Here is a 19,943-nt window from a genome sequence, read left to right as displayed (position 1 = left end):
GGGCAACCGGCCATGATACCGGGGGTGGGTTTCCCCTGCTCACCCGGCCTTGCCACAGCACCGGTGCGTCAATGCAGCGCCGTGATGAATTGCTGCAACTCGGGCGTGGCCGGCGCGCCAAAAATCTGCTCCGGCGGGCCTACCTCATGGATGCGCCCGGCATGCATGAAGACGACCCGGTCGGCCACCTTGCGCGCGAAGCTCATTTCATGGGTGACCATCATCAGCGTCATGCCTTCGTCGGCCAGGCCCTCCACCACTTTCAGCACCTCGCCCACCAGCTCGGGGTCGAGTGCGGAGGTGATCTCGTCGCACAGCAGCACGGCCGGCTGCATGGCCAGCGCCCGGGCAATCGCCACGCGCTGCTGCTGCCCGCCCGAGAGCTGGTCAGGCCAGGCGTCGAACTTGTCGGCCAGGCCCACGCGTTCCAGCAGCACCTTGGCCTGGGCCTGGGTGGTGGCGGCATCGCGCTTCTGCACCAGCGAGGGCGCCAGCATCACGTTGCGGCCCACCGAGAGGTGCGGGAACAGGTTGAAGTTCTGGAAGATCATGCCCACGTGCTGGCGCAGCTCGCGCATGGCCTGGGCATGGCCGTGGCGCAGCGCCTGGCCATCCACCTGCAGCTGGCCTTCCTGGAACTCCTCCAGGCCATTCACGCAGCGCAGCAAGGTGCTTTTGCCCGAGCCGCTCTTGCCGATGATCACCACCACCTCGCCGCGGCGCACCTGCAGGTCGATGCCCTTGAGCACCTCGTTGCTGCCGTAGCGTTTGCGCAGACCGGTGATCTGCACCACGGCGTCCGGGGCCGGCGCAGCCGGGGCAGTCGTGTGGGCGAATTCAGTTTGAAGTTCAGTGTGCACGGCGCAACTTTCTTTCAAGTGATCGGCTCCAGGCCGACAGGGGGAAACACAGCGCGAAATACAGCAGCGCCACGAAGGCATACACGGTGAAGGGGCGGAAGGTGGCGTTGGTGATCATCCCGCCGGCCTTGGTCAACTCGACAAAGCCGATGACCGACGCCAGCGCCGTGCCCTTCACCGCCTGCACCGCAAAACCCACGGTGGGCGCAATCGCCAGCCGCAAGGCCTGCGGGCCGATGACGTGGCGCATCTTTTCGCCGAAGGACAGCGCCAGGCTGTCTGCCGCTTCCCACTGGCCACGCGGAATGGCCTGCACGCAGCCACGCCAGATTTCGGTCAGGTAGGCGCTGCTGTATAGCGTCAGCGCCAGGCCGGCCGCCACCCAGGCCGACACATTCAGGCCCAGCAGCGCAAAGCCGAAGTACGCAAGGAACAACTGCATCAGCAGCGGCGTGCCCTGGAACAGCTGCACATAGGCCGACACGGCCGTGGCCGCGCCCGGCCAGCGTGCCAGGCGAGCAAGCAACAGCGCCGCTCCCAGCAAGCCGCCGCCCACCAGGGCGATGAGCGACAGCGCCACCGTCCAGCGCGCCGCCAGCAGCAGGTTGCGCAGGATGTCCCACCAGGTGAAGTCAACCATGTCAGTGGCCTCCGTGAGTGGGCGCAACCCGCCCGAAGATCAACAGCGGACCGAGCCAGTTCAGCACCTGCCGCAGCAGCACGGCCAGCGCCAGGTACAGGCCGGTGGCCACGATGGTGGCTTCGAACGCCCGGAAGTTGCGGCTGTGGATCAGGTTGGCCTGGTAGCTCAGCTCTGCGGTGGCGATCTGGCCGCACACCGCCGAGCCCAGCATCACGATGATGATCTGGCTCACCAGCGCCGGCCACACGCGGCCGATGGAGGGCGGCAGCACCACGCGGGTGAAGACCTGCCATTCGCTCAGCGCCAGGCTGCGCGCGGCCTCCAGCTGCCCGCGCGGCGTGGCCTCGATGCCCGAGCGCATGATTTCCGCGGCATAGGCACCAAGGTTGATCACCATGGCCAGCACCGACGCTTGCTCGGGGCTGAGCCGAACGCCCAGGCCGGGTAACCCGAAGAAGATGAAGAACAGCTGGACGATGAACGGCGTGTTGCGGATGAGCTCCACGTACGTCGCCGCCAGCCAGCGCAAGGCAGCCGGCCCTTGCAGCCGCGACCAGGCGCAGGCCACGCCCAGCGCCAGCCCCAGCAAGGTGGCCACCGCCGTCAGCCCCAGCGTCATGGCAACGCCCTGCAGCAGGGCGCGCCACTCCACCAGCACCGCCGCGAAATCAAGCGTGATCACGGCGGGTGCCTCAGTTCGGCAGATTGCCGGCCGGGCGGCCCAGCCAGCGGGTGGCCATCTTGTCGAGGTCACCGCTGGCCTTGGCGCCGGCGATGATCTCGTTCACCTTCTCGCGCAGCTTGTCCTCGCCCTTGGCCACGCCGATGTGGTTGGGCGATTCCTTCAGCACGAACTTGAACTCTGTGCCCAGCTGCGGGTTGCGGGCGATCATGTTGCCGGCCACCGAGGCGCCGGTGGCAATCACCTGCACCTGGCCCGAGACAAACGCCGACACGGTGGCGTTGTTGTCTTCGAAGCGCTTGATGTCGGCCGTGGCCGGGGCGATCTTCGACAGCTCCATGTCTTCGATGGCGCCGCGCGTCACGCCCACCGACTTGCCCGCCAGATCAGCCGCACCCTTCACCGGCAGCGACTTGGTGGCGAACACCGCCTGGAAAAACGGCGAGTACGCCGCGGTGAAGTCGATCACCTTCTCGCGCTCCGGGTTCTTGCCCAGCGTCGAGATCACCAGATCGGCCTTCTTCGTCTGCAGGTAGGGGATGCGGTTGGCGCTGGTCACCGGCACCAGCTCCAGCTTCACGCCCAGCTTGCCGGCGATGTAGCCCGCCATGTCAATGTCCAGGCCCTGCGGCTTCATGTCGGTGCCCACATAGCCGTAGGGCGGAAAGTCCGTCGGGATGGCGATGCGGATTTCCTTGCGAGCCAGCACCTCGTCCAGCGCGGACTGCGCGGCGGCGCTCAGGGGGAACACGCTGCACACGGCCAGCAGCGACAGGGCAGCCAGACGGCCACGGGCGGAGAAACGGATCATGGCAAAAGCTCCTCAGGGTGGGGGACGGGTGGAACAGCAGAAGCGGGGGACAAGAGATCGGTGAACAGCCGGCGGCGTGGTGCCTGGGCCTCCGGGACCGGCGCCAGGGCCTGGCGCAGCGAGGCATCGTGGTGGCGCGGGGCACCCAGGTGATCGGCCACCTCGCCGATGTGCTCACGCAGGCGCTGCGCGGCCAGTGGCAAATCACCTGCGGCCAGTGCGTCAACGATGGCGGCGTGCTCGCTGCACGACTGCGACGCGGCGTGGGTGGATTGGTACAGCGTGGCGATCAGCGTGGTGCGCGCCGTGAGGTCTTTCAGGATCTCGGCCAGCAGCGCATTGCCCAGGGTCTCGGCCAGGCACACATGGAAGTCGCCCAGCAGCCAGCTGCGGCGGCCAGCATCCCCCTCGGCGATGGCGGCCTGCTCGTCCGCCACATGGCTGCGCAGGCGTTCCACATCCGCTGCGGTGAGTGCACCACGGCGGCTTTGCAGCAGCCCGGTCTCGATGGCCAGGCGCGCCTCGAAGGCCTCACGCGCTTCCACCGGCGACGGCTGCACCACGAACCAGCCACGGCGGGCCGACACCTCGACCATGCCGCGCGCCGCCAGGCGGCCGAGCGCCTCGCGAATCAGCGTGCGGCTGACGCCATACACATCGGCCAGGGCCTGCTCGCCCAGGCGATCGCCCGGCGACAGGCGCCCGGCCAGGATGGCGTCGACGATGCTGTCGGCGATGAATTCGGGGCGGGGCACGTCGCCCGGCTCTGGTGCCATGGTGTCCTCACGCTGGTGCACATGGGCCGATTGGCTGTGTGCAAAACCTGTACGCAAGGCTTGTATGCAAGCTCGGTGCCAACCTGGCGTGGCACCTCAGCTCGGCTCAATGTGGCGGCTCAGCCCGCGTCGCGCAGGCGCTGTTCGCGGAACAGCCGCTCATCCATCAACCGCAGGGGCTCAGCCACCGCCACCGGCGCGCCACACACAGCCAGCACATCGCGCTGCACGTTGATGCCCGGCGCCACTTCGGTCAGCGTCAGCCGGCCGTCGAGCAGCTCGAACACGGCGCGCTCGGTGATCACCATCACGCTGCGGCCCAGGCTGGCCACGTACGGGCCGTTGAAGCTGAGGTGCTGCAGCGCGGGCACCAGCTTGGTCGTCTGGCCTTCGCGCACGATGCGGAGCCGGCCGTCGCCGATCTCGACCTGCAGCCCGCCCGCCGTCAGCGTGCCCATGAACACCAGCCGCCGGGTGCTCTGGGTGATGTTGATGAAGCCCCCGACCCCGGCCACGCGGTCGCCGAATCGGCTGACGTTCACGTTGCCGAGCGCGTCGAACTCGGCCATGCCGAGGAAGGCGATGTCCAGCCCGCCGCCGTCGTAGAAGTCGAACATCGCGGCCTGGTCGATGATGGCTTCCGGGTAGGCGCTGGCGCCGAAGCTGAGCTTGTCTGCCGGGGTGCCGCCCACCGGGCCGGCCTCCACGGTCAGGGTGAAGCCGGTATGGCCTTCTTCGCGAGCGATGGCGCCGAGGCCAGCCGGCATGCCCACGCCCAGGTTGACCACCGGCGCGTCCAGCCGCTGCAACTCCAGCAAGGCGCGGCGCTGAATGACCTTGCGCACGTCCAGCGGCAGCAGCGTGGCCCCGGCGGGGTCTTGCGCACGGTCTTGCGCGGGCATCGGCGCGTCCACCGGCCGCTGCCAGTAGGCCGGGTTGTGGCGCTCACCGTAGGTCATCCAGTGGTCGTCCGGGTCGTCGGCGATCACCAGGTGGTCGATCAGGATGCCGGGCACTTTCACGGCGTTGGGGTCGAGCGTGCCGGCGGGCACCACCCGACGCACCTGGGCGATGACGATGCCGCCGCTGTTGTGGGCCGCCTGGGCCAGCGTCAGCAAATCTTGGTGAAACGGCTCACCGTCGGTGCACAGGTTGCCGTTTTCATCGCAGGTGCCACCGCGGATCAGCGCCACGTCCACCGGCAAGGCCGGGTAGAACAGCATCTCCTGGCCGTTGATGGGCATCAGCGTGACGCGCGGCTCCAGCGCCGACGTTGCCGTGCGCGGCGTCAGCCGCCCGCCGTCCCTGCGCGGGTCGACGAAGGTGTGCAGGCCCACTGGCGTCAGCACGCCAGGCTTGCCACCAGCCGTGGCGCGGAAGAGCTGGCAGATCACACCTTGCGGCAGGTTCCAGGCTTCCACGGCGTCGGCATTCACCAGCGCACCAAGCTTGGGCGCCGAGATCCAGTGGCCGCCAATGATGCGTTTCACCATGCCCGCATGGCCGAAGTGATTGACGCCCCGGTTTGCCCGGTCGCCCTGCCCGGCGCCGTAATACAGGGTCAGGTCTTGAGGGAAGCCGGTGGCCAGAAAACGGGTTTCCAGCGCCCGGGTGACGGCCTCGGCATGGCCCACGCCAACGAAGCCGGCACAGGCCACGGTCTGGCCGTTCTGGATCAATTGCGCAGCCTGCGCCGGGGTCAACACGTTCATGCGGTGAAGTATGCCCGTCGCCGAAGGTGGTCAGCGCGGGCCGAGCAGGATCCATCGAAACCAGGAAACCCCATATTTCATAAGCCACGCAGACAGAGCATGCGCTCACATTCACGGATGCCTTCAACCCCGGTTCGGCCGGCGCTTCACAGAGTTCCGGTTTTTTTCATATTTTTTTGCATCCGCTGTCATCCAGCCGGCCAGAGGCTGCGTTGTGATCGTACGGCAGCCCGCCATCAACAAGACGGGGCCGGTCGTTGAATGGATACGAACATGCAAAAGTCATCGCTCGCCAACCAGCCCTCCACCCGCCAGGAACGCTTCCGCAGCGAACCTTTTTCGGACAAGGGCCAGAAGTTTGAACCGTTCTGGTCGGCCATGGTCGGCTGCGACCGCCGCACCCTGGCCCGCCTGATGAAGGCCGACCAGAAGCGTTGAATCCGGTGTGCCCGCCTGGCGCGGGCCACCCTGTTTGCAGCGAGGAAGTCTCGTCCTCAGCTGCCGCGGCCGTGCATACTCCCTGACGTATGCCTCCCGCCCAAGTCATCCCCCTGCACGCCGAGCCCGCGCTCTTCAACCCCCAAACCCGCATCTGCGCGGAATGCGGGGTCCGGAAGTTCGCCCTGCTCGGTGTCGTGGATCTGGCCGATCTGGACCGGGTCCACACCCACATCTCCAGCATCAAACTCAGCCCCGGCCAGTCGCTCTACAGCGCACAGGCCCCGGGGCTGGCGGCATTTACCCTTCGGTCGGGCATCGTTCGGCTGGAACGCACCAGCGAGCGCGGTGAGCGCCGCATCCTGCGTCTGGCGGGCGCCAGCGACCTGGTCGGCATGGAAGCCATGCTGGGCCAGACCTACGCCGCCGACGCGGTGGCCTGCACCGATGTCGAGGTGTGCCGCCTGCCGCGCAGCCTGATCGAAGAGCTGGCGCGCCAGCAACCCGAATTGCCGCTGAACCTGATGAAGCGCTGGCAAAGCGCGCTCGACGACGCCGACGAATGGATGACCGAGCTGTGCGCCGGTGCGGCCCGCCACCGGATGTTGCGGCTGCTGCTGAAGCTCACCGAATACGCTGAAGGCGACCGCGTGTGGCTGCCCAGCCGCCAGGAAATGAGCGCGATGCTGGACATGACCATCGAAACCGCCAGCCGGCTGGTGTCTCAGCTCAAGCGCGAAGGCGTGCTTGACACACCCGACCAGCGCCATGCCGTCATCCACAACGACGCGCTGATGGCCGCCTTGCGCAGCGACAGTCTGAGCGCTTGATCACTAGATCGCCGGAGTAACGCAGGCTCAGGCCCCGGCTCAGAAGCCCACGTTGTCCAGCACCCGCAGGATGTCGCGCCCGTAGGCGTCGAGCTTCTTGGTGCCCACGCCGCTGATGCCGGCCAGCTCATCGAGTGACGACGGCGCCTCGGCGGCCATCTGCGCCAGCGTGGCGTCATTGAAGACGATGTAGGCCGGCAGGTTGTGCTCCTTGGCCACCTCGGCGCGCCAGCTCTTGAGCGCCGCGAAGCGCGCCTGGCCGTCCACATCGAGCGTGGCCACGATGCCGGGCACGCGGCTGGCACTGCCGGTGCCACTGCTGGTCTTGGTGCGGCCACGGCCGCGGGGGGTCGGCTCGCGAGGTTCACGCAGCTCGATCACCACCTCGCCCTTGAGCACGGCGCGCGCGCTGTCGGCCAGCGCCAGCGTGTTGTATTCGCCTTCGCTCACCACATGCCCCAGCGCAATCAGCTGGCGGATCACGCCGCGCCACTGCGGCTCACCCAGTTGCTTGCCGATGCCGAAGGTGGACAGACCTTCATGCCCGCGCTGGCGGGTCTTGTCGGTGGACACGCCGCGCAGCACGTCGATCAGGTGGCCAGCGCCAAAGCCGAAACCCGAGTGCTGGTGGCAGCGGTAGATGCACGACAGTGCCATGCGGGCCGCTTCGGTGGCATCCCAGCGCGCCGGCGGGTGCAGGCAGTTGTCGCAGTTGCCGCAAGGCTGGCTGTCTTCGCCGAAGTAGCTGAGCAGGCGCACGCGGCGGCAATCCAGGCTCTCGGCCATGGCCAGCAGCGCATCGAGCTTGGCCCGCTGCAGGCGCTTGAAATCATCGCCGGCGGTGCTTTCGTCGATCATTCGCCGCTGGTTGACCACGTCGGCCAGGCCGTAGGTCATCCAGGCGTCGGCGGGCTCGCCGTCACGGCCGCCACGGCCGGTTTCCTGGTAATAGCCTTCGATGTTCTTGGGCAGGTCCAGGTGGGCCACGAAACGCACGTCGGGCTTGTCGATGCCCATGCCGAACGCCACGGTGGCCACCATCACGATGCCCTCTTCGCGCAGGAAGCGGTCTTGATGCAGGCGGCGAACGTCGGCGTCCAGGCCTGCGTGGTACGGCAGCGCGGAGAAGCCCTCGGCCCGCAGCCAGTCGGCCGTGTCTTCCACCTTCTTGCGGCTCTGGCAGTAGACGATGCCGGCATCGCCGTCGTGTTCGTCGCGGATGAAACGCAGCAGCTGGGTGCGGGCGTTGTCCTTCTCGACGATCGAATAGCGGATGTTCGGCCGGTCGAAACTGCTGATGAAGGGCTGTGCACCTTCCAGCGACAGGCGGTGGACGATGTCGGCGCGGGTGTGGTCGTCGGCCGTGGCCGTGAGCGCGATGCGCGGCACGCCGGCATAGCGCTCGGCCAGCATGTCGAGCTGCAGGTATTCCTCGCGGAAATCATGGCCCCACTGGCTGACGCAATGCGCCTCGTCGATCGCGATGAGGCTGAGCTTGCCGCGCTCATGCAGCGAATCGAGCATCGCCAGAAAGCGCGGGTGGGTGATGCGCTCGGGCGCCGCATACAGCAGCACCAAGCGGCCCGCCAGCAGATCGCGCTCGACCGCCTGCACGCCGGCGATGTCGAGGGTGGAATTCAGGAAAGCGGCCGGCACACCGGCTTCGTCCAGCGCGCCCACCTGGTCGTGCATCAGCGCGATCAGCGGGCTCACCACCACGGTCACGCCCTGACCAGCGCGGTGGCGGGCAATGGCGGGCACCTGGTAGCACAGGCTCTTGCCGCCGCCGGTGGGCATCAGCACCAGCGCATCACCGCCCTGCGTGACATGCTCGACGATGGCAGCCTGGTGGCCGCGGAAGGCGGTGTAGCCAAACACCTCATGCAGGATGGCGAAGGTGTCGACGGATTCGGGAACAGTGGGCATTGGGGGCGAATGGTACCTGTCGACCACCCCGGCCGGCCGATACCCCGCGCGATCAGCGGGCGGTGGTGCCTGTCAAAGGCACGCCGCTGCGGCGGGCGTTCAACACGCAGCGCCCTGCGGCGGCGTCGCAACGCGCACCCGGATCCGCCTCGGCCATGCAGTTGGACACCATGCCGGCGCGGGCCTGCGCGTCCGCCTGCGCACGGGCATGGGCGTCCACCTTCTGCTGCAGCGCATCCGGCCGGCTGTCCAGCATCGACCAGGCCAGATAGAACGCCGGGCCGCCGCAGGCCTTGTGCCCCGCGCCGATGCTGCGGCACTGCGCGTCCTGCTCGCACCGGGCTTTACCCACCTCGGCCTGCACCTGCTGCCAGAGGGCATCAGGCCCCGCGGCCACGGATGAAACTGGCGCCACAGAAGCCACCGCGGCGGGTGCCGCCGGAGCCAGGGGCACCGCATCGCCGGTGCTGCAGGCCGCCAGCAGCGTGAACAGACCTGACGCGGCCACGCCGCGGATGGATCGCAGTGGTTTCAACAAGCGCATGAGTGGCTCCCGGGCATGGTCCTCAGTCTAAGCCCGCCCCCTGTCGGCAGGCGCGATGCGGCACAATGGAAGGTCCTTCCGAACAGTTTCTTGCGCAGGAGCGCCCATGGCCTCGATCAACAAAGTCATCCTCATCGGCAACCTGGGCCGTGACCCCGAAGTGCGCTACACGCCCAGCGGCGCTGCGGTGTGCAACCTGCGCATTGCCACCACCCGGAACTGGAAGAACCGCGACAGCGGCGAGCGCCAGGAAGAAACCGAGTGGCACTCGGTGGTGCTGTATGACCGCCAGGCCGAAGTGGCCGGTGAGTACCTGAAAAAGGGCCGCCCGGTCTACATCGAAGGCCGCCTGAAGACCCGCAAGTGGCAGGACAAGGAAGGCCAGGACCGCTACACCACCGAAATCGTGGCTGACAGCATGCAACTGCTGGGCGGCCGCGATGGCGGCGACGGTGGTGGCATGGGCGGCGGCGGCATGGGTGGCGGCATGGACGACGATCGCGCCAGCATGGGCGGTGGTGGTGGTGGCGGCGGTGGCGGCGGTGGTGGCTACAGCCGCCCACCGGCTCGCCCGGCTGCAGCCCCGCGTGCGCCGGCCCCGGCACCGCGTCCGGCACCGAAGTCGTCGACCGGCTTCGACGACATGGATGACGACATCCCGTTCTGAAGCGGGTGTTCTGATCTGCCGGCCCGCTTGACGGCGCTGGCAGCCTAATGAAAAGGGGCTCGCAGCCATCGCTGCGAGCCCCTTTGGTTTTTCAGCTCGTCGGCTTTTCAGCCCTGAACGCTCAGTGCATGCCCGCCAGCAGCGCGGCATTGCCACCAGCCGCCGCGGTGTTGATGGTCACGGTCTGCTCGGCGCAGAAGCGGTACAGGTAGTGCGGGCCGCCCGCCTTCGGGCCGGTGCCTGACAGGCCCTCGCCGCCGAACGGCTGCACACCCACCACCGCGCCGATCATGTTGCGGTTCACGTAGACGTTGCCGATGTGGGCCAGGCGCGCCAGGCGCTGGGCCCGGCTGTCGATGCGGGTCTGGATGCCGAAGGTCAGGCCGTACCCCAGGGCGTTGATCTGGCGCACCACCTCGTCCACATCACCACCCCAGCGCACCACGTGCAGCACCGGGCCGAAGATTTCCTGCTTCAGGTCGGCAATGGCCTTGAGCTCGACCGCCACCGGCGCCACCAGCCGCGGGAAGCTGGAAGCCACCGGGGTTTCGCCCAGCAGCCGGGCTTCGCGCTTGAGGCGCTGGACATGCCCGCGGATGCCGTCGAAGGCCTCATCGTCGATCACCGGGCCAACGTCGGTGGCCAGGTCTGACGGGTCGCCCACCTGCAGCTCGATCATCGCGCCGTGGATCATCTCGATCACGCCGTCGGCAATCGACTCATGCACGCACAGCAAGCGCAGTGCAGAGCAGCGCTGGCCGGCCGAGCGGAAGGCGCTTTGCACCACCGCATCCACCACCTGCTCGGGCAGCGCGGTGGAGTCGACGACCATCGCGTTCAGGCCGCCGGTTTCGGCGATCAGCGGGACGATGGCGCTGTCCTTGGCGGCCAGGGTGCGGTTGATGATGCGGGCCACTTGCGTGGACCCCGTGAAGCACACGCCGGCGGTCGCCGGGTGGGCCACCAGACCGGCGCCCACGGTTTCACCAGCGCCGTGCAGCAGTTGCAGCGCGTCTTCGGGCACGCCGGCCTCGCGCAGCAGCATCACCATGCGCAGGGCCACGGCCGGGGTTTGCTCGGCGGGCTTGGCCGCCACGGTGTTGCCCGCCACCAGGGCCGCCACCACCTGGCCGGCGAAAATCGCCAGCGGGAAGTTCCACGGGCTGATGCAGACGAACACGCCACGGCCATGCAGGCGCAGCGTGTTGCTCTCACCGGTCGGGCCGGGCAGGGTCTGCTCACCCAGGCGGGCCTCGGCCTGGTCGGCGTAGTAGCGGCAGAAATCCACCGCCTCGCGCACTTCGGCCACGCAGTCGCCCAGCGTCTTGTGGGCTTCGCGCACCAGCAGGCCGCAGTACTCGGGCAGTCGGGCGTCGAGCAGGTCACCGGCCTTGCGGATGATGGCGGCGCGCTCGCTCACCGGGCGGGCGTTCCAGGCCACGAAGCCTTGCGACAGCGTCTGCATGGCGACGTCGATCTGGGCTGCATCGGCCAGCGGCACCGGCAGCACGCGGGTGCTGGCCACGGCGGCGTCCAGCGGGGCGCGCTGGCTCAGGCTGGTCAGGTCGGCGCCGGTGGAATTCCGGCGCTGGGCGCCGTAGAGGTCCATCGGCAGCGGCAGGCCTTCCACGGTCTGGCTGTCGGTGTCGTCCAGCACGGCCAGGCTCAGCGGCGAGGCCAGCAGCTCCGGCGGTGCCACCGACGGGTCGGCCAGCTGGTGAACGAACGAAGAGTTGGCGCCGTTTTCCAGCAGGCGGCGCACGAGGTAGGCGAGCAGATCGCGGTGCTCACCCACCGGCGCGTACACGCGGCAGGCCATGCCGGCTTCCTTCAGCACCTCGCGGTAGACGCCGTCGCCCATGCCGTGCAGGCGCTGCATTTCATAGTCGACGTCAGGCACCGAGCCGGCCTGCTGCGCCATCAGCTGCAGCGCGGCGATGGTGCCGGCGTTGTGGGTGGCGAACTGCGCGTACAGCACGCTGCGGTTCCTGAACATCACCTGCGCGCAGGCGAGGTAAGACACATCCGTGTGCGCCTTGCGGGTGAACACCGGGTAGGCCGGCAGGCCCTGTTCCTGGGCGCGCTTGACCTCGCCGTCCCAGTACGCGCCCTTGACCAGACGCACCATGAAGCGCAGGCCCAGCTCGCGGGCGATGCGGGCCACTTCCTCCAGCACCCACGGGGCGCGGTTCTGGTAGGCCTGCACAGCCAGGCCGAAGCCGCGCCAACCGGGGAATTCGGTGGCGATGCGCTGGGCCAGTGCCTCGAACACGTCCAGCGACAGCTCCAGGCGGTCCACTTCTTCAGCGTCGATGGTCAGGTTGAGGTTGGCCTTGGCGGCGCGCTCGATCAGCGTCCACACGCGCGGCAGCAGCTCGGCGAACACCCGGGCGCGCTGCGCATCTTCATAGCGCGAGAACAGCGCCGAGAGCTTGATGGAGATGCCGTCGGCGGCCTCCGGGCCCTTGGCAATGGCCACGGCGCCATTGTTCGAGCCGGCAATGGCGTCAATCGCGTTGGCATAAGAGGCGAGGTAGCGCTCTGCGTCGCGCTCGGTGCGGGCGCCTTCGCCCAGCATGTCGTACGAGAAGCGCAGGTTGTTCTGCGCCTTGCGCTGCGACGCGGCCTCACCCATGGCTTCGCCGATGTTGCGACCGAGCACGAACTGGCGGCCCAGCAGCTGGATGGCGCGCACCGTGGCGCCCACCACCGTGCGGGCACCCAGCCGCTTCAGCAGGCCGGCTTCTTCTTCTGCACCAGGCAGGAACTTCTTCGACAGCGCGATGGCGCTGGCCGACAGGCCGGCCAGCATGCCCTGGCTGCCGTCGTTGCCATCAAACTCAGCGCGGCCAAGCTGGTCGGCCGTCAGGGCGATGGCGGTTTCCACATCCGGCACGCGCAGCAGCGCTTCCGCCAGGCGCATCAGGGCCAGGCCTTCGGCGCTGGAGATCGGGTACTCCTTGAGCAGCGACTCCATCGCCCAGAACGGCGCCGGGTGCTGCCGAACCGACTCGACCCACGGCGACGCCTTCTCGATCACACCGGCCCAATCCAGCTCGGTGCCCAGGCGCAATCGCGCAGCCGCCAGGGTGCCCGCCTCGCGTTGGTAGGGGAAGGGCAGGCGCTGGCGCTGGGCTGGCAGTTGGAACATGTGGGGTGTGGTCATGACAGTAGAAACCTGACTGGATGGATGCGCAGCTTAAGCGGACAATTCCTGAAAAAGATTCGGAGTTTTCTGTCCATGACGGAGTTTTCGCAAGCATGAAACCCGCAGTTGAGTTGACTGACCAAGAGCGAGGCCTCGACAAGATCGACCTGCGCATCCTGCGCGTCCTGCAAAAGGACGGGCGCATTTCCAACCTCAAACTGGCCGAGGAGGTGCACCTGTCACCCACCGCCGTGCTGGAGCGGGTGAAGCGCCTGACGCGGGAAAACTACATCCTGGGCTACGAGGCCCGACTCAACCCCGCCAAGCTGGGCGCCGGGCTGATGGTGTTCGTGGAAGTGCTGCTCGACCGCACGGTGCACGACGTGATGGACAGCTTCCGCGCCGCCGTGCAGGTGCGCTCCGAGATCCTGGAGTGCCACCTGGTGGCCGGCGGTTTTGATTACCTGCTGAAGACCCGCGTGTCCGACATGGGCGCCTACCGCTCGTTCGTGGGTGACGTGATCTGGTCGCTGCCCGGCGTGCGCGAAACCCGCACCTACGCCGTGATGGAAGAAGTCAAGAACACGACCGCGCTGAGCTTCTGAGGCCCCGGGGCTTCAAGGCGCTGCTGCTGCGCGGCAGGCCCCCAACGGGGCGATGGCAGGGCTTGAGCCGTGGCCGGACGATCGCACCTCGCTGTGCTGTCCGCCCACCTGGCCGAGGAGCCCACGATGTTCGAATCGTCGCTGTCCGTCGCGCAGTACACCCCCGAGCACCCGGCTGACACCCTGACGGGTGCGGCCAGCGCACCGTCGGTCAACCCTGCAGCGGTGCTGCTGGTGCCCGGCCTCCTGCAACAAGGCTTCTGCGCCGAATCCAGCCTCGACTTGCGCGTGGGTTGCTACACCAGCGAGATGGAAATCGACCCGGTCACCGGCGAGCTGCGCGAGGTGACGGCTGGCCAGCCGTCAGCGCCGTGAGGTGTTGACGTCGGCGCAGCACCTCGCAACAGCGTCGGGTGCGCAGCAAGCCGCCTCAGTCCGCCTGCGGCGCAGGCCGCGCGCCGAACAGCGCCGTGCCCACGCGCACCAAGGTGGCGCCTTCCAGCACGGCGGCCTCCAGGTCGGCGCTCATGCCCATCGACAAGGTGTCTAGCGCCAGGCCCTGCGCCTGCAGCTCGGTCATCCAGCGCCGCAGCCACGCATGCGGTGCGCGCTGGGCGTCCAGGCCCTCCAGCGGCTCGGGAATCGACATCAGGCCGCGCAGGCGCAACCCCGGCAGCGCGCTCACCGCCTTGGCCAGTGCGGGCAGCTCGTCGGGGCTGATGCCGCTCTTGCTGGCTTCGCCACTCACATTGACTTGCAAGCAAATGTTCAAGGGCGGCAGGTGGCCCGGGCGTTGCTCGGACAGCCGCTGGGCGATCTTCAGGCGGTCCACCGAATGCACCCAGTCGAAGTTTTCAGCCACCACGCGGGTCTTGTTCGACTGCAGCGGGCCGATCAGGTGCCACACCAGCTCGGCGCGCAGCTCAGAGGTGGCGGCGATCTTGTCGAGCGCTTCCTGCACGTAGTTCTCGCCGAACTCGCGCTGGCCGGCCTGGTGCGCCTCCAGCACCGCGCTCACGGGCTGGAACTTGCTGACCGCGAGCAGGGCGACGTCATTCACGGGGCGTTGCGCGGCGGCACAAGCCGCCGCCAGACGAGCCCTGACTTGTAGTATGTTCTCGGAGATGCCGACCTTCATGGCCAGAGCATAAGCCACACTCGCCGGCTTACCGGTTCACGCCCCTTGAAACGGGCCCGCACAGGTCGCCCTTCCGCACGAGACCCCCCATGGACATCACCCAACTGCTGGCCTTTTCCGTCAAGAACAAGGCGTCTGACTTGCACCTCTCCGCGGGCTTGCCGCCGATGATCCGTGTGCACGGGGATGTGCGGCGCATCAACATCGACCCCCTGCAGCACAAGCAGGTGCACGCCATGGTGTACGACATCATGAACGACACCCAGCGCAAGGCTTACGAAGACACGCTGGAGTGCGACTTCAGCTTCGAGGTGCAGGGCCTGGCCCGCTTCCGCGTGAATGCCTTCCACCAGAACCGCGGCGCCGGCGCCGTGTTCCGGACGATTCCGTCGAAGATCCTGACGCTGCAGCAGCTCAACTGCCCGCCGATCTTCACCGAACTGGCAGTCAAGCCGCGCGGCCTGATCCTGGTGACCGGCCCGACCGGCTCGGGCAAGTCGACCACGCTCGCCGCCATCATCGACCACCTGAATGAAAGCCATTACGGCCACATCCTGACGCTGGAAGACCCGATCGAATTCGTGCACGAGTCGAAGAAGTGCCTGGTCAACCAGCGCGAAGTCGGCCCGCACACGCTGAGCTTCTCGAACGCCCTGCGCGCCGCCCTGCGTGAAGACCCGGACGCCATCCTGGTGGGCGAATTGCGTGACCTGGAAACCATTCGCCTGGCGCTGACCGCCGCTGAAACCGGCCACCTGGTCTTCGGCACGCTGCACACCTCCAGCGCCGCCAAGACCATCGACCGTATCGTCGACGTCTTCCCGGCCGCCGAAAAAGACATGGTCCGCGCGATGATGTCGGAGTCGATGGTGGCCATCATTTCGCAGACGCTGTGCAAGACCAAGGACGGCCAGGGCCGGGTCGCCGCCCACGAAATCATGCTGGGCACCGCCGCCATCCGCAACCTGATCCGCGAAAACAAGATTGCCCAGATGTACTCGTCGATCCAGACGGGCCAGAACATGGGCATGCAAACCCTCGACCAATGTCTGGCCGACCTCGTCCGGCGCAACCTGGTGTCTGCCGCGGAAGCCCGCGTCAAGGCCAAGTTCCCGGAAAACTTCCCAGGCTGATCCCTGATCCTCCCCATGTTCAAGCAGATCCTTTCCCGCTGGTTCGGCCCTCCTGCCAAGCCGGCTTCGGTGCCAGACGACTCGGGCTACTTCGCCACCCAGTTCGCCGACCGCCACGAAGACACCCAGCTCTTCGTGCCGTGGGCCAACCGCGCGCCCGACCTGAAGGCTCGCCCGTATGACAACAGCCTGGGCGTGCTCAGCCTGGTGAAGCTGCTGAGCCAGGATCAGGCGCTGGGCAAGCTCGGCGCCGAGCAGCTGTCCATCCTCGGCGGCTACCTCGACTACGTGCAGCTGGACAACGGCAAGCAGGTGATTGGCCAGGATGAGCAGGGCGATTTCCTGCTGATCGTGCTGCAGGGCAGCGTGGCCGAAGAGCGCCGGCTGCACAACAAGTCGCAAGTGCGCATCGGTGAAGCGCGTCCGGGCGATCTGCTCGGCGAGATGTCGCTGTTCGACGGCGGCGGGCGGTTCTCCTCGTGCGTCGCGCTGTCGCCCGTCACGCTGGCCGTGCTGTCCAGCACGGCGCTGGAGCGCATGATGCAGGAGGAGCCGCGCCTGGCCGGCACGGTGCTGGCCTGGATCGCCAAGCGGCTGTCGCTGCGCCTGCGTCAGGTCAGCGCCCGCTTGTCCGTGCAACTCACCCGAACCACGGCGGATTGATCCGCCCCGTCAAGGAAACGTCCGAATGGAACGCGATCAGGCATCCAAGTTCGTCAGCGACCTGCTGCGCTTGATGGTCACCCGCAATGGCTCCGACCTCTTCCTCACGGCCGATTTCCCGCCGGCCATCAAGGTCGACGGCAAGGTCTCGAAGGTGTCGCCGCAGCCGCTGACCGGTGCGCACACGGTGGCGCTGGCGCGGGCCATCATGAACGACAAGCAGGCCGCTGACTTCGAGCGCACGAAGGAATGCAACTTCGCGATCTCGCCGCAGGGCATCGGCCGTTTCCGGGTCAGCGCCTTCATGCAGCAGGGCCATGTGGGCATGGTGCTGCGTACCATTCCGGCCACCCTGCCGACCATCGACGGCCTGGGCCTGCCCGGCGTCCTGAAGGACGTGGCCATGACCAAGCGTGGCCTGGTCATCATGGTGGGCGCCACGGGCTCGGGCAAGAGCACCTCGCTGGCGGCGATGGTGGACTGGCGCAATGAAAACGCCTACGACCACATCATCACCGTCGAAGACCCGGTGGAGTTCGTGCACCCGCACAAGAACTGCGTGATCACCCAGCGCGAAATCGGCATCGACACCGACGACTGGGACATCGCGCTGAAGAATTCGCTGCGCCAGGCGCCCGACGTCATCCTGATGGGCGAAATCCGCGACCGCCAGACGATGGAGCTGGCCGTGGCCTTCGCTGAAACCGGCCACCTGTGCATGGCCACGCTGCACGCCAACAGCGCCAACCAGGCGCTTGACCGGATCATCAACTTCTTCCCGGAAGAGCGCCGCGACCAGCTGCTGATGGACGTGTCGCTGAACCTGAAGGCGATGATTTCCCAGCGCCTGCTGCCGCGCCAGGAAGGCAAGGGCCGCGCCGCCGCCGTGGAAATCATGCTGAACACGCCGCTGATGGCCGACCTGATCTTCAAGGGCCAGGTGGGCGAGCTGAAGGAGCTGATGAAGCGCTCGCGCGAGCTCGGCATGCAGACCTTCGACCAGGCCATTTTCGACCTCTACGAAGCGCACTCCGTGACCTACGAGGACGCGCTGCGCAACGCCGATTCGGTGAACGACCTGCGTCTGAACATCAAGCTCAACAGCAAGCGTGCGCGGGTCTCTGACCTGTCCGCCGGCACCGAGCACCTGTCCATCATCTGACGAACCGAAGCACCCCATGAGCAACCGCAGTTACGAGCCCATCCAGTCGCACCGTGTCGCCTTCATCGGCCTGGGCGTGATGGGCGGCCCGATGGCCGGCCACCTGCAACGTGCAGGCCATGACGTGTGCGTCTACAACCGCACCGCCAGCAAGGCCGCCGAATGGGCTGCGCAATACGGCGGTCGCCATGCGGCCACGCCGCGTGAGGCAGCCGCCGGCGCACAGATCGTTTTTGCCTGCGTGGGCAACGACGACGACCTGCGTGCGGTGGTGCTGGGTGCCGACGGCGCCTTCGCCGGCATGCAGCCGGGTGCCATCCTCGCCGACCACACCACCGCCTCGGCCGAAGTGGCGCGTGAGCTGCACGCCGTGGCGCAAGGCCTGGGCCTGCACTTCATCGATGCGCCGGTGTCTGGTGGCCAGGCCGGCGCCGTGAATGGCGCGCTGACGGTGATGTGCGGTGGCGACGCCGCCCCGTTTGCCGTGATGCATCCGGTGGCCATGGCGTTTTCGAAGGCCGTGACCCGCGTGGGCGACAGCGGCGCGGGCCAGCTGGCCAAGATGGTCAACCAGATCTGCATCGCCGGGCTGGTGCAGGGCCTGTCTGAGGCCGTGGCGTTCGGCCAGAAGGCCGGCCTCGACATGCACCAGGTGCTGGAAGTCATCGGCAAGGGCGCCGCGCAGAGCTGGCAGCTCGACAACCGCGGCAAGACCATGGTCGACGACAAGTTCGACTTCGGTTTTGCGGTCGACTGGATGCGCAAGGACCTGGGGCTGGTGCTTGACGAGGCCCGCCGCAACGGCGCCAAGCTGCCCGTCACCGCGCTGGTCGACCAGTTCTACGCCGACGTGCAGACGATGGGCGGCAACCGCTGGGACACCTCCAGCCTGATTCGCAGGCTGAAATGAACGAAGGGGCCTCGCGGCCCCTTTTTTTCACTTCGGCGTCAGCGCCTTGAGCTCGTCTTCGGTCAGGGTCTCGAACACGCGGACGACCTTCTGCACACCGGCGATGGTGCGCGTCAGCTCAACCGCCCGAGATGCTTCGCGCTCGGTGACGCGGCCCAGCAGGTACACGGTGCCACGCTCGGTCACCACCTTGAAGGCGTTGGCCTGCACGTCCTTGGCGTCCACCAGCGTGGCCTTGACCTTGCCGGTGATCAGGCTGTCATTCGAGCGCGTGGTGAGCGCCGAGTTGGGCATCACGCCCACTTCATTGACCACCGAACGCACGTTGTCGACGGCGGTGAGGGCCTGCTCCACCGCAGCGCGGTCAGCGTCGGTCGGCACTTCACCGGTGATCAGCGCCACGCGGTTGTAGCTCGTCACGTTCAGGTGGCCACGGTCACCGGCGGCCGACTTGGCACGGGCCAGGCCCTTGATCTCGATGCTCTGGTCTTCCAGTTGCGCGCCTGAGGTGCGACGGTCAGTGAACAGCATGGCGCCGCTCACGGCAGCGCTGCCCACCAGCAAGGGCGCGCACGCGGTCAGGGTGGCAGAGGCAGCCAGCAGGGCCAGCAGGGTCGATCGGCGGAAATTCATCAGGAGTCCTTGAAGAGGGTGAGCGACGGGCGCATCAGGCCGGGTCGGCCTCGCCCATCAGTTGCATGTCGATGGCGTCGCAGAGCGCATGCAGCGCCAGCAGCTGCAGCTCCAGCACGCGGGCGGGCCGCTCATGGGGCACGCCGATCCAGACGTCGGTGTCCAGCAGGCGGCCGGGCAGATCACCCGGCGCGGGGCCGCTGAGCAGCAGCACCGTCATGTCCTTGGCATGGGCTTCATCAATGGCCGCCTGCCAGGCCACGTCGGCACCGGCGGGGCAGAACACCACCAGCAAATCACCCGGGTGGCCGAGCGCGCGGATCTGGGTGACGACGCCATGCACCGCGGCCGGGTTGGCGGCATCGGTGGCGAGGGGAGAAATCAGGCTGGCATTGAGCGGCAGTGCCGACAGGGCCGGACGCTCACGCTCGAAGCCCTGCAGCAGGGCGGCGCACATCAGGTTGGCCAGCTGCTGACCAGCGCCCTGCCCGCCCACCAGCAGCTTGTTGCCGGAGGTCAGGCAGCCGACGGCCGCGTTGGCACCATCCAGGATGGCGCGGGACAAGTGCTCGCTGACCTGGTACATCAGGTCGGCGCTCTCGAAGAAATGTTGCTGGATGCGGGGTTCAAGCATGGGCGCCGATCATAAGCGGGCGCTGTGT

At 67.6% G+C, this 19,943-nt stretch carries 21 protein-coding genes; 9 read left to right on the top strand and 12 right to left on the bottom strand.

From position 1 onward, the window contains the following. Window positions 1-68: 68 nt before the first annotated feature. The 6 genes from AACH00_RS10725 to AACH00_RS10700 form a co-directional block, all read right to left on the bottom strand. Window positions 69-794, bottom strand: a complete 726-nt coding sequence (locus AACH00_RS10725) for an amino acid ABC transporter ATP-binding protein (RefSeq protein WP_341399190.1) — start codon at window positions 792-794, stop codon at window positions 69-71. Window positions 795-849: 55 nt separating this feature from the next. Then, window positions 850-1,500, bottom strand: a complete 651-nt coding sequence (locus AACH00_RS10720; protein WP_341399120.1) for an amino acid ABC transporter permease — start codon at window positions 1,498-1,500, stop codon at window positions 850-852. Window position 1,501: 1 nt separating this feature from the next. Continuing rightward, window positions 1,502-2,182 (bottom strand): amino acid ABC transporter permease, encoded by a 681-nt coding sequence (locus tag AACH00_RS10715; protein ID WP_423221924.1) that lies wholly within the window; start codon window positions 2,180-2,182, stop codon window positions 1,502-1,504. A 13-nt stretch (window positions 2,183-2,195) separates the two neighbouring features. Beyond that, complete coding sequence (locus tag AACH00_RS10710) at window positions 2,196-2,996, bottom strand: transporter substrate-binding domain-containing protein (protein WP_423221920.1); 801 nt, start codon at window positions 2,994-2,996, stop codon at window positions 2,196-2,198. Further along, on the bottom strand, window positions 2,993-3,772 hold the full coding sequence (locus tag AACH00_RS10705) for a GntR family transcriptional regulator (RefSeq protein ID WP_341399118.1): 780 nt from the start codon (window positions 3,770-3,772) through the stop codon (window positions 2,993-2,995). The genes AACH00_RS10710 and AACH00_RS10705 overlap by 4 nt, the downstream gene beginning before the upstream one ends. A 119-nt stretch (window positions 3,773-3,891) precedes the next feature. Continuing rightward, entirely contained in the window at window positions 3,892-5,484 is a 1,593-nt protein-coding gene (locus tag AACH00_RS10700; protein ID WP_341399117.1) for an acyl CoA:acetate/3-ketoacid CoA transferase, read from the bottom strand. A 273-nt stretch (window positions 5,485-5,757) separates the two neighbouring features. Here AACH00_RS10700 and AACH00_RS10695 point away from each other — a divergent pair, with 273 nt between their 5' ends. Further along, entirely contained in the window at window positions 5,758-5,922 is a 165-nt protein-coding gene (locus AACH00_RS10695; protein ID WP_341399116.1) for a hypothetical protein, read from the top strand. Window positions 5,923-6,011: 89 nt separating this feature from the next. Then, the gene (locus tag AACH00_RS10690) at window positions 6,012-6,752 is read left to right on the top strand and encodes a Crp/Fnr family transcriptional regulator (RefSeq protein ID WP_341399114.1); all 741 of its coding nucleotides are present in this window, start codon (window positions 6,012-6,014) and stop codon (window positions 6,750-6,752) included. Window positions 6,753-6,791: 39 nt separating this feature from the next. On the opposite strand, the gene recQ is transcribed toward AACH00_RS10690, so the two are convergent. Beyond that, window positions 6,792-8,678, bottom strand: a complete 1,887-nt coding sequence (gene recQ / locus AACH00_RS10685) for a DNA helicase RecQ (RefSeq protein WP_341399113.1) — start codon at window positions 8,676-8,678, stop codon at window positions 6,792-6,794. 52 nt (window positions 8,679-8,730) lie between these two features. Further along, on the bottom strand, window positions 8,731-9,222 hold the full coding sequence (locus AACH00_RS10680) for a hypothetical protein (RefSeq protein ID WP_341399112.1): 492 nt from the start codon (window positions 9,220-9,222) through the stop codon (window positions 8,731-8,733). 106 nt (window positions 9,223-9,328) lie between these two features. Between AACH00_RS10680 and AACH00_RS10675 the strand changes: the two genes are divergently transcribed. Further along, entirely contained in the window at window positions 9,329-9,889 is a 561-nt protein-coding gene (locus AACH00_RS10675; RefSeq protein ID WP_341399111.1) for a single-stranded DNA-binding protein, read from the top strand. A 121-nt stretch (window positions 9,890-10,010) separates the two neighbouring features. On the opposite strand, the gene AACH00_RS10670 is transcribed toward AACH00_RS10675, so the two are convergent. Continuing rightward, window positions 10,011-13,055 carry an L-glutamate gamma-semialdehyde dehydrogenase gene (locus tag AACH00_RS10670; protein WP_341399110.1) on the bottom strand — a complete coding sequence of 1,015 codons (3,045 nt, stop codon included), beginning with the start codon at window positions 13,053-13,055 and terminating at the stop codon, window positions 10,011-10,013. Window positions 13,056-13,150: 95 nt separating this feature from the next. Between AACH00_RS10670 and AACH00_RS10665 the strand changes: the two genes are divergently transcribed. Then, the gene (locus AACH00_RS10665; protein ID WP_341399109.1) at window positions 13,151-13,642 is read left to right on the top strand and encodes an Lrp/AsnC ligand binding domain-containing protein; all 492 of its coding nucleotides are present in this window, start codon (window positions 13,151-13,153) and stop codon (window positions 13,640-13,642) included. A gap of 69 nt (window positions 13,643-13,711) precedes the next feature. Further along, window positions 13,712-14,017 carry a hypothetical protein gene (locus AACH00_RS10660; RefSeq protein ID WP_341399108.1) on the top strand — a complete coding sequence of 102 codons (306 nt, stop codon included), beginning with the start codon at window positions 13,712-13,714 and terminating at the stop codon, window positions 14,015-14,017. A 55-nt stretch (window positions 14,018-14,072) separates the two neighbouring features. On the opposite strand, the gene AACH00_RS10655 is transcribed toward AACH00_RS10660, so the two are convergent. Then, window positions 14,073-14,780: a YggS family pyridoxal phosphate-dependent enzyme gene (locus AACH00_RS10655; RefSeq protein ID WP_341399107.1), complete on the bottom strand. Its 708-nt coding sequence runs from the start codon at window positions 14,778-14,780 to the stop codon at window positions 14,073-14,075. Window positions 14,781-14,869: 89 nt separating this feature from the next. On the opposite strand from AACH00_RS10655, the gene AACH00_RS10650 reads away from it, so the two are divergent. Genes AACH00_RS10650 through AACH00_RS10635 form a run of 4 tightly spaced genes read left to right on the top strand, consistent with a single transcriptional unit; the run spans window position 14,870 to window position 18,648 of the window. Continuing rightward, a complete protein-coding gene (locus AACH00_RS10650) occupies window positions 14,870-15,913 on the top strand; it encodes a type IV pilus twitching motility protein PilT (RefSeq protein ID WP_341399106.1) in 1,044 nt (347 codons plus the stop codon). A 15-nt stretch (window positions 15,914-15,928) separates the two neighbouring features. Beyond that, window positions 15,929-16,576, top strand: a complete 648-nt coding sequence (locus AACH00_RS10645) for a cyclic nucleotide-binding domain-containing protein (protein ID WP_341399105.1) — start codon at window positions 15,929-15,931, stop codon at window positions 16,574-16,576. Between the two features lie 25 nt (window positions 16,577-16,601). After that, on the top strand, window positions 16,602-17,738 hold the full coding sequence (locus AACH00_RS10640; RefSeq protein WP_341399104.1) for a PilT/PilU family type 4a pilus ATPase: 1,137 nt from the start codon (window positions 16,602-16,604) through the stop codon (window positions 17,736-17,738). Between the two features lie 16 nt (window positions 17,739-17,754). Beyond that, window positions 17,755-18,648 (top strand): NAD(P)-dependent oxidoreductase, encoded by an 894-nt coding sequence (locus AACH00_RS10635; protein ID WP_341399103.1) that lies wholly within the window; start codon window positions 17,755-17,757, stop codon window positions 18,646-18,648. A 27-nt stretch (window positions 18,649-18,675) separates the two neighbouring features. On the opposite strand, the gene AACH00_RS10630 is transcribed toward AACH00_RS10635, so the two are convergent. Both AACH00_RS10630 and AACH00_RS10625 read right to left on the bottom strand, forming a co-directional pair. Next, window positions 18,676-19,281 carry a BON domain-containing protein gene (locus tag AACH00_RS10630; RefSeq protein WP_341399102.1) on the bottom strand — a complete coding sequence of 202 codons (606 nt, stop codon included), beginning with the start codon at window positions 19,279-19,281 and terminating at the stop codon, window positions 18,676-18,678. A 34-nt stretch (window positions 19,282-19,315) separates the two neighbouring features. After that, window positions 19,316-19,915 (bottom strand): SIS domain-containing protein, encoded by a 600-nt coding sequence (locus tag AACH00_RS10625; RefSeq protein ID WP_341399101.1) that lies wholly within the window; start codon window positions 19,913-19,915, stop codon window positions 19,316-19,318. Window positions 19,916-19,943: the final 28 nt, after the last annotated feature.

Source organism: Ideonella margarita (genome assembly GCF_038066635.1).
In the GTDB taxonomy this organism is placed as follows: Bacteria; Pseudomonadota; Gammaproteobacteria; order Burkholderiales; family Burkholderiaceae_C; genus Ideonella; species Ideonella margarita.
This window is presented reverse-complemented; position numbering and strand designations above follow the sequence as displayed.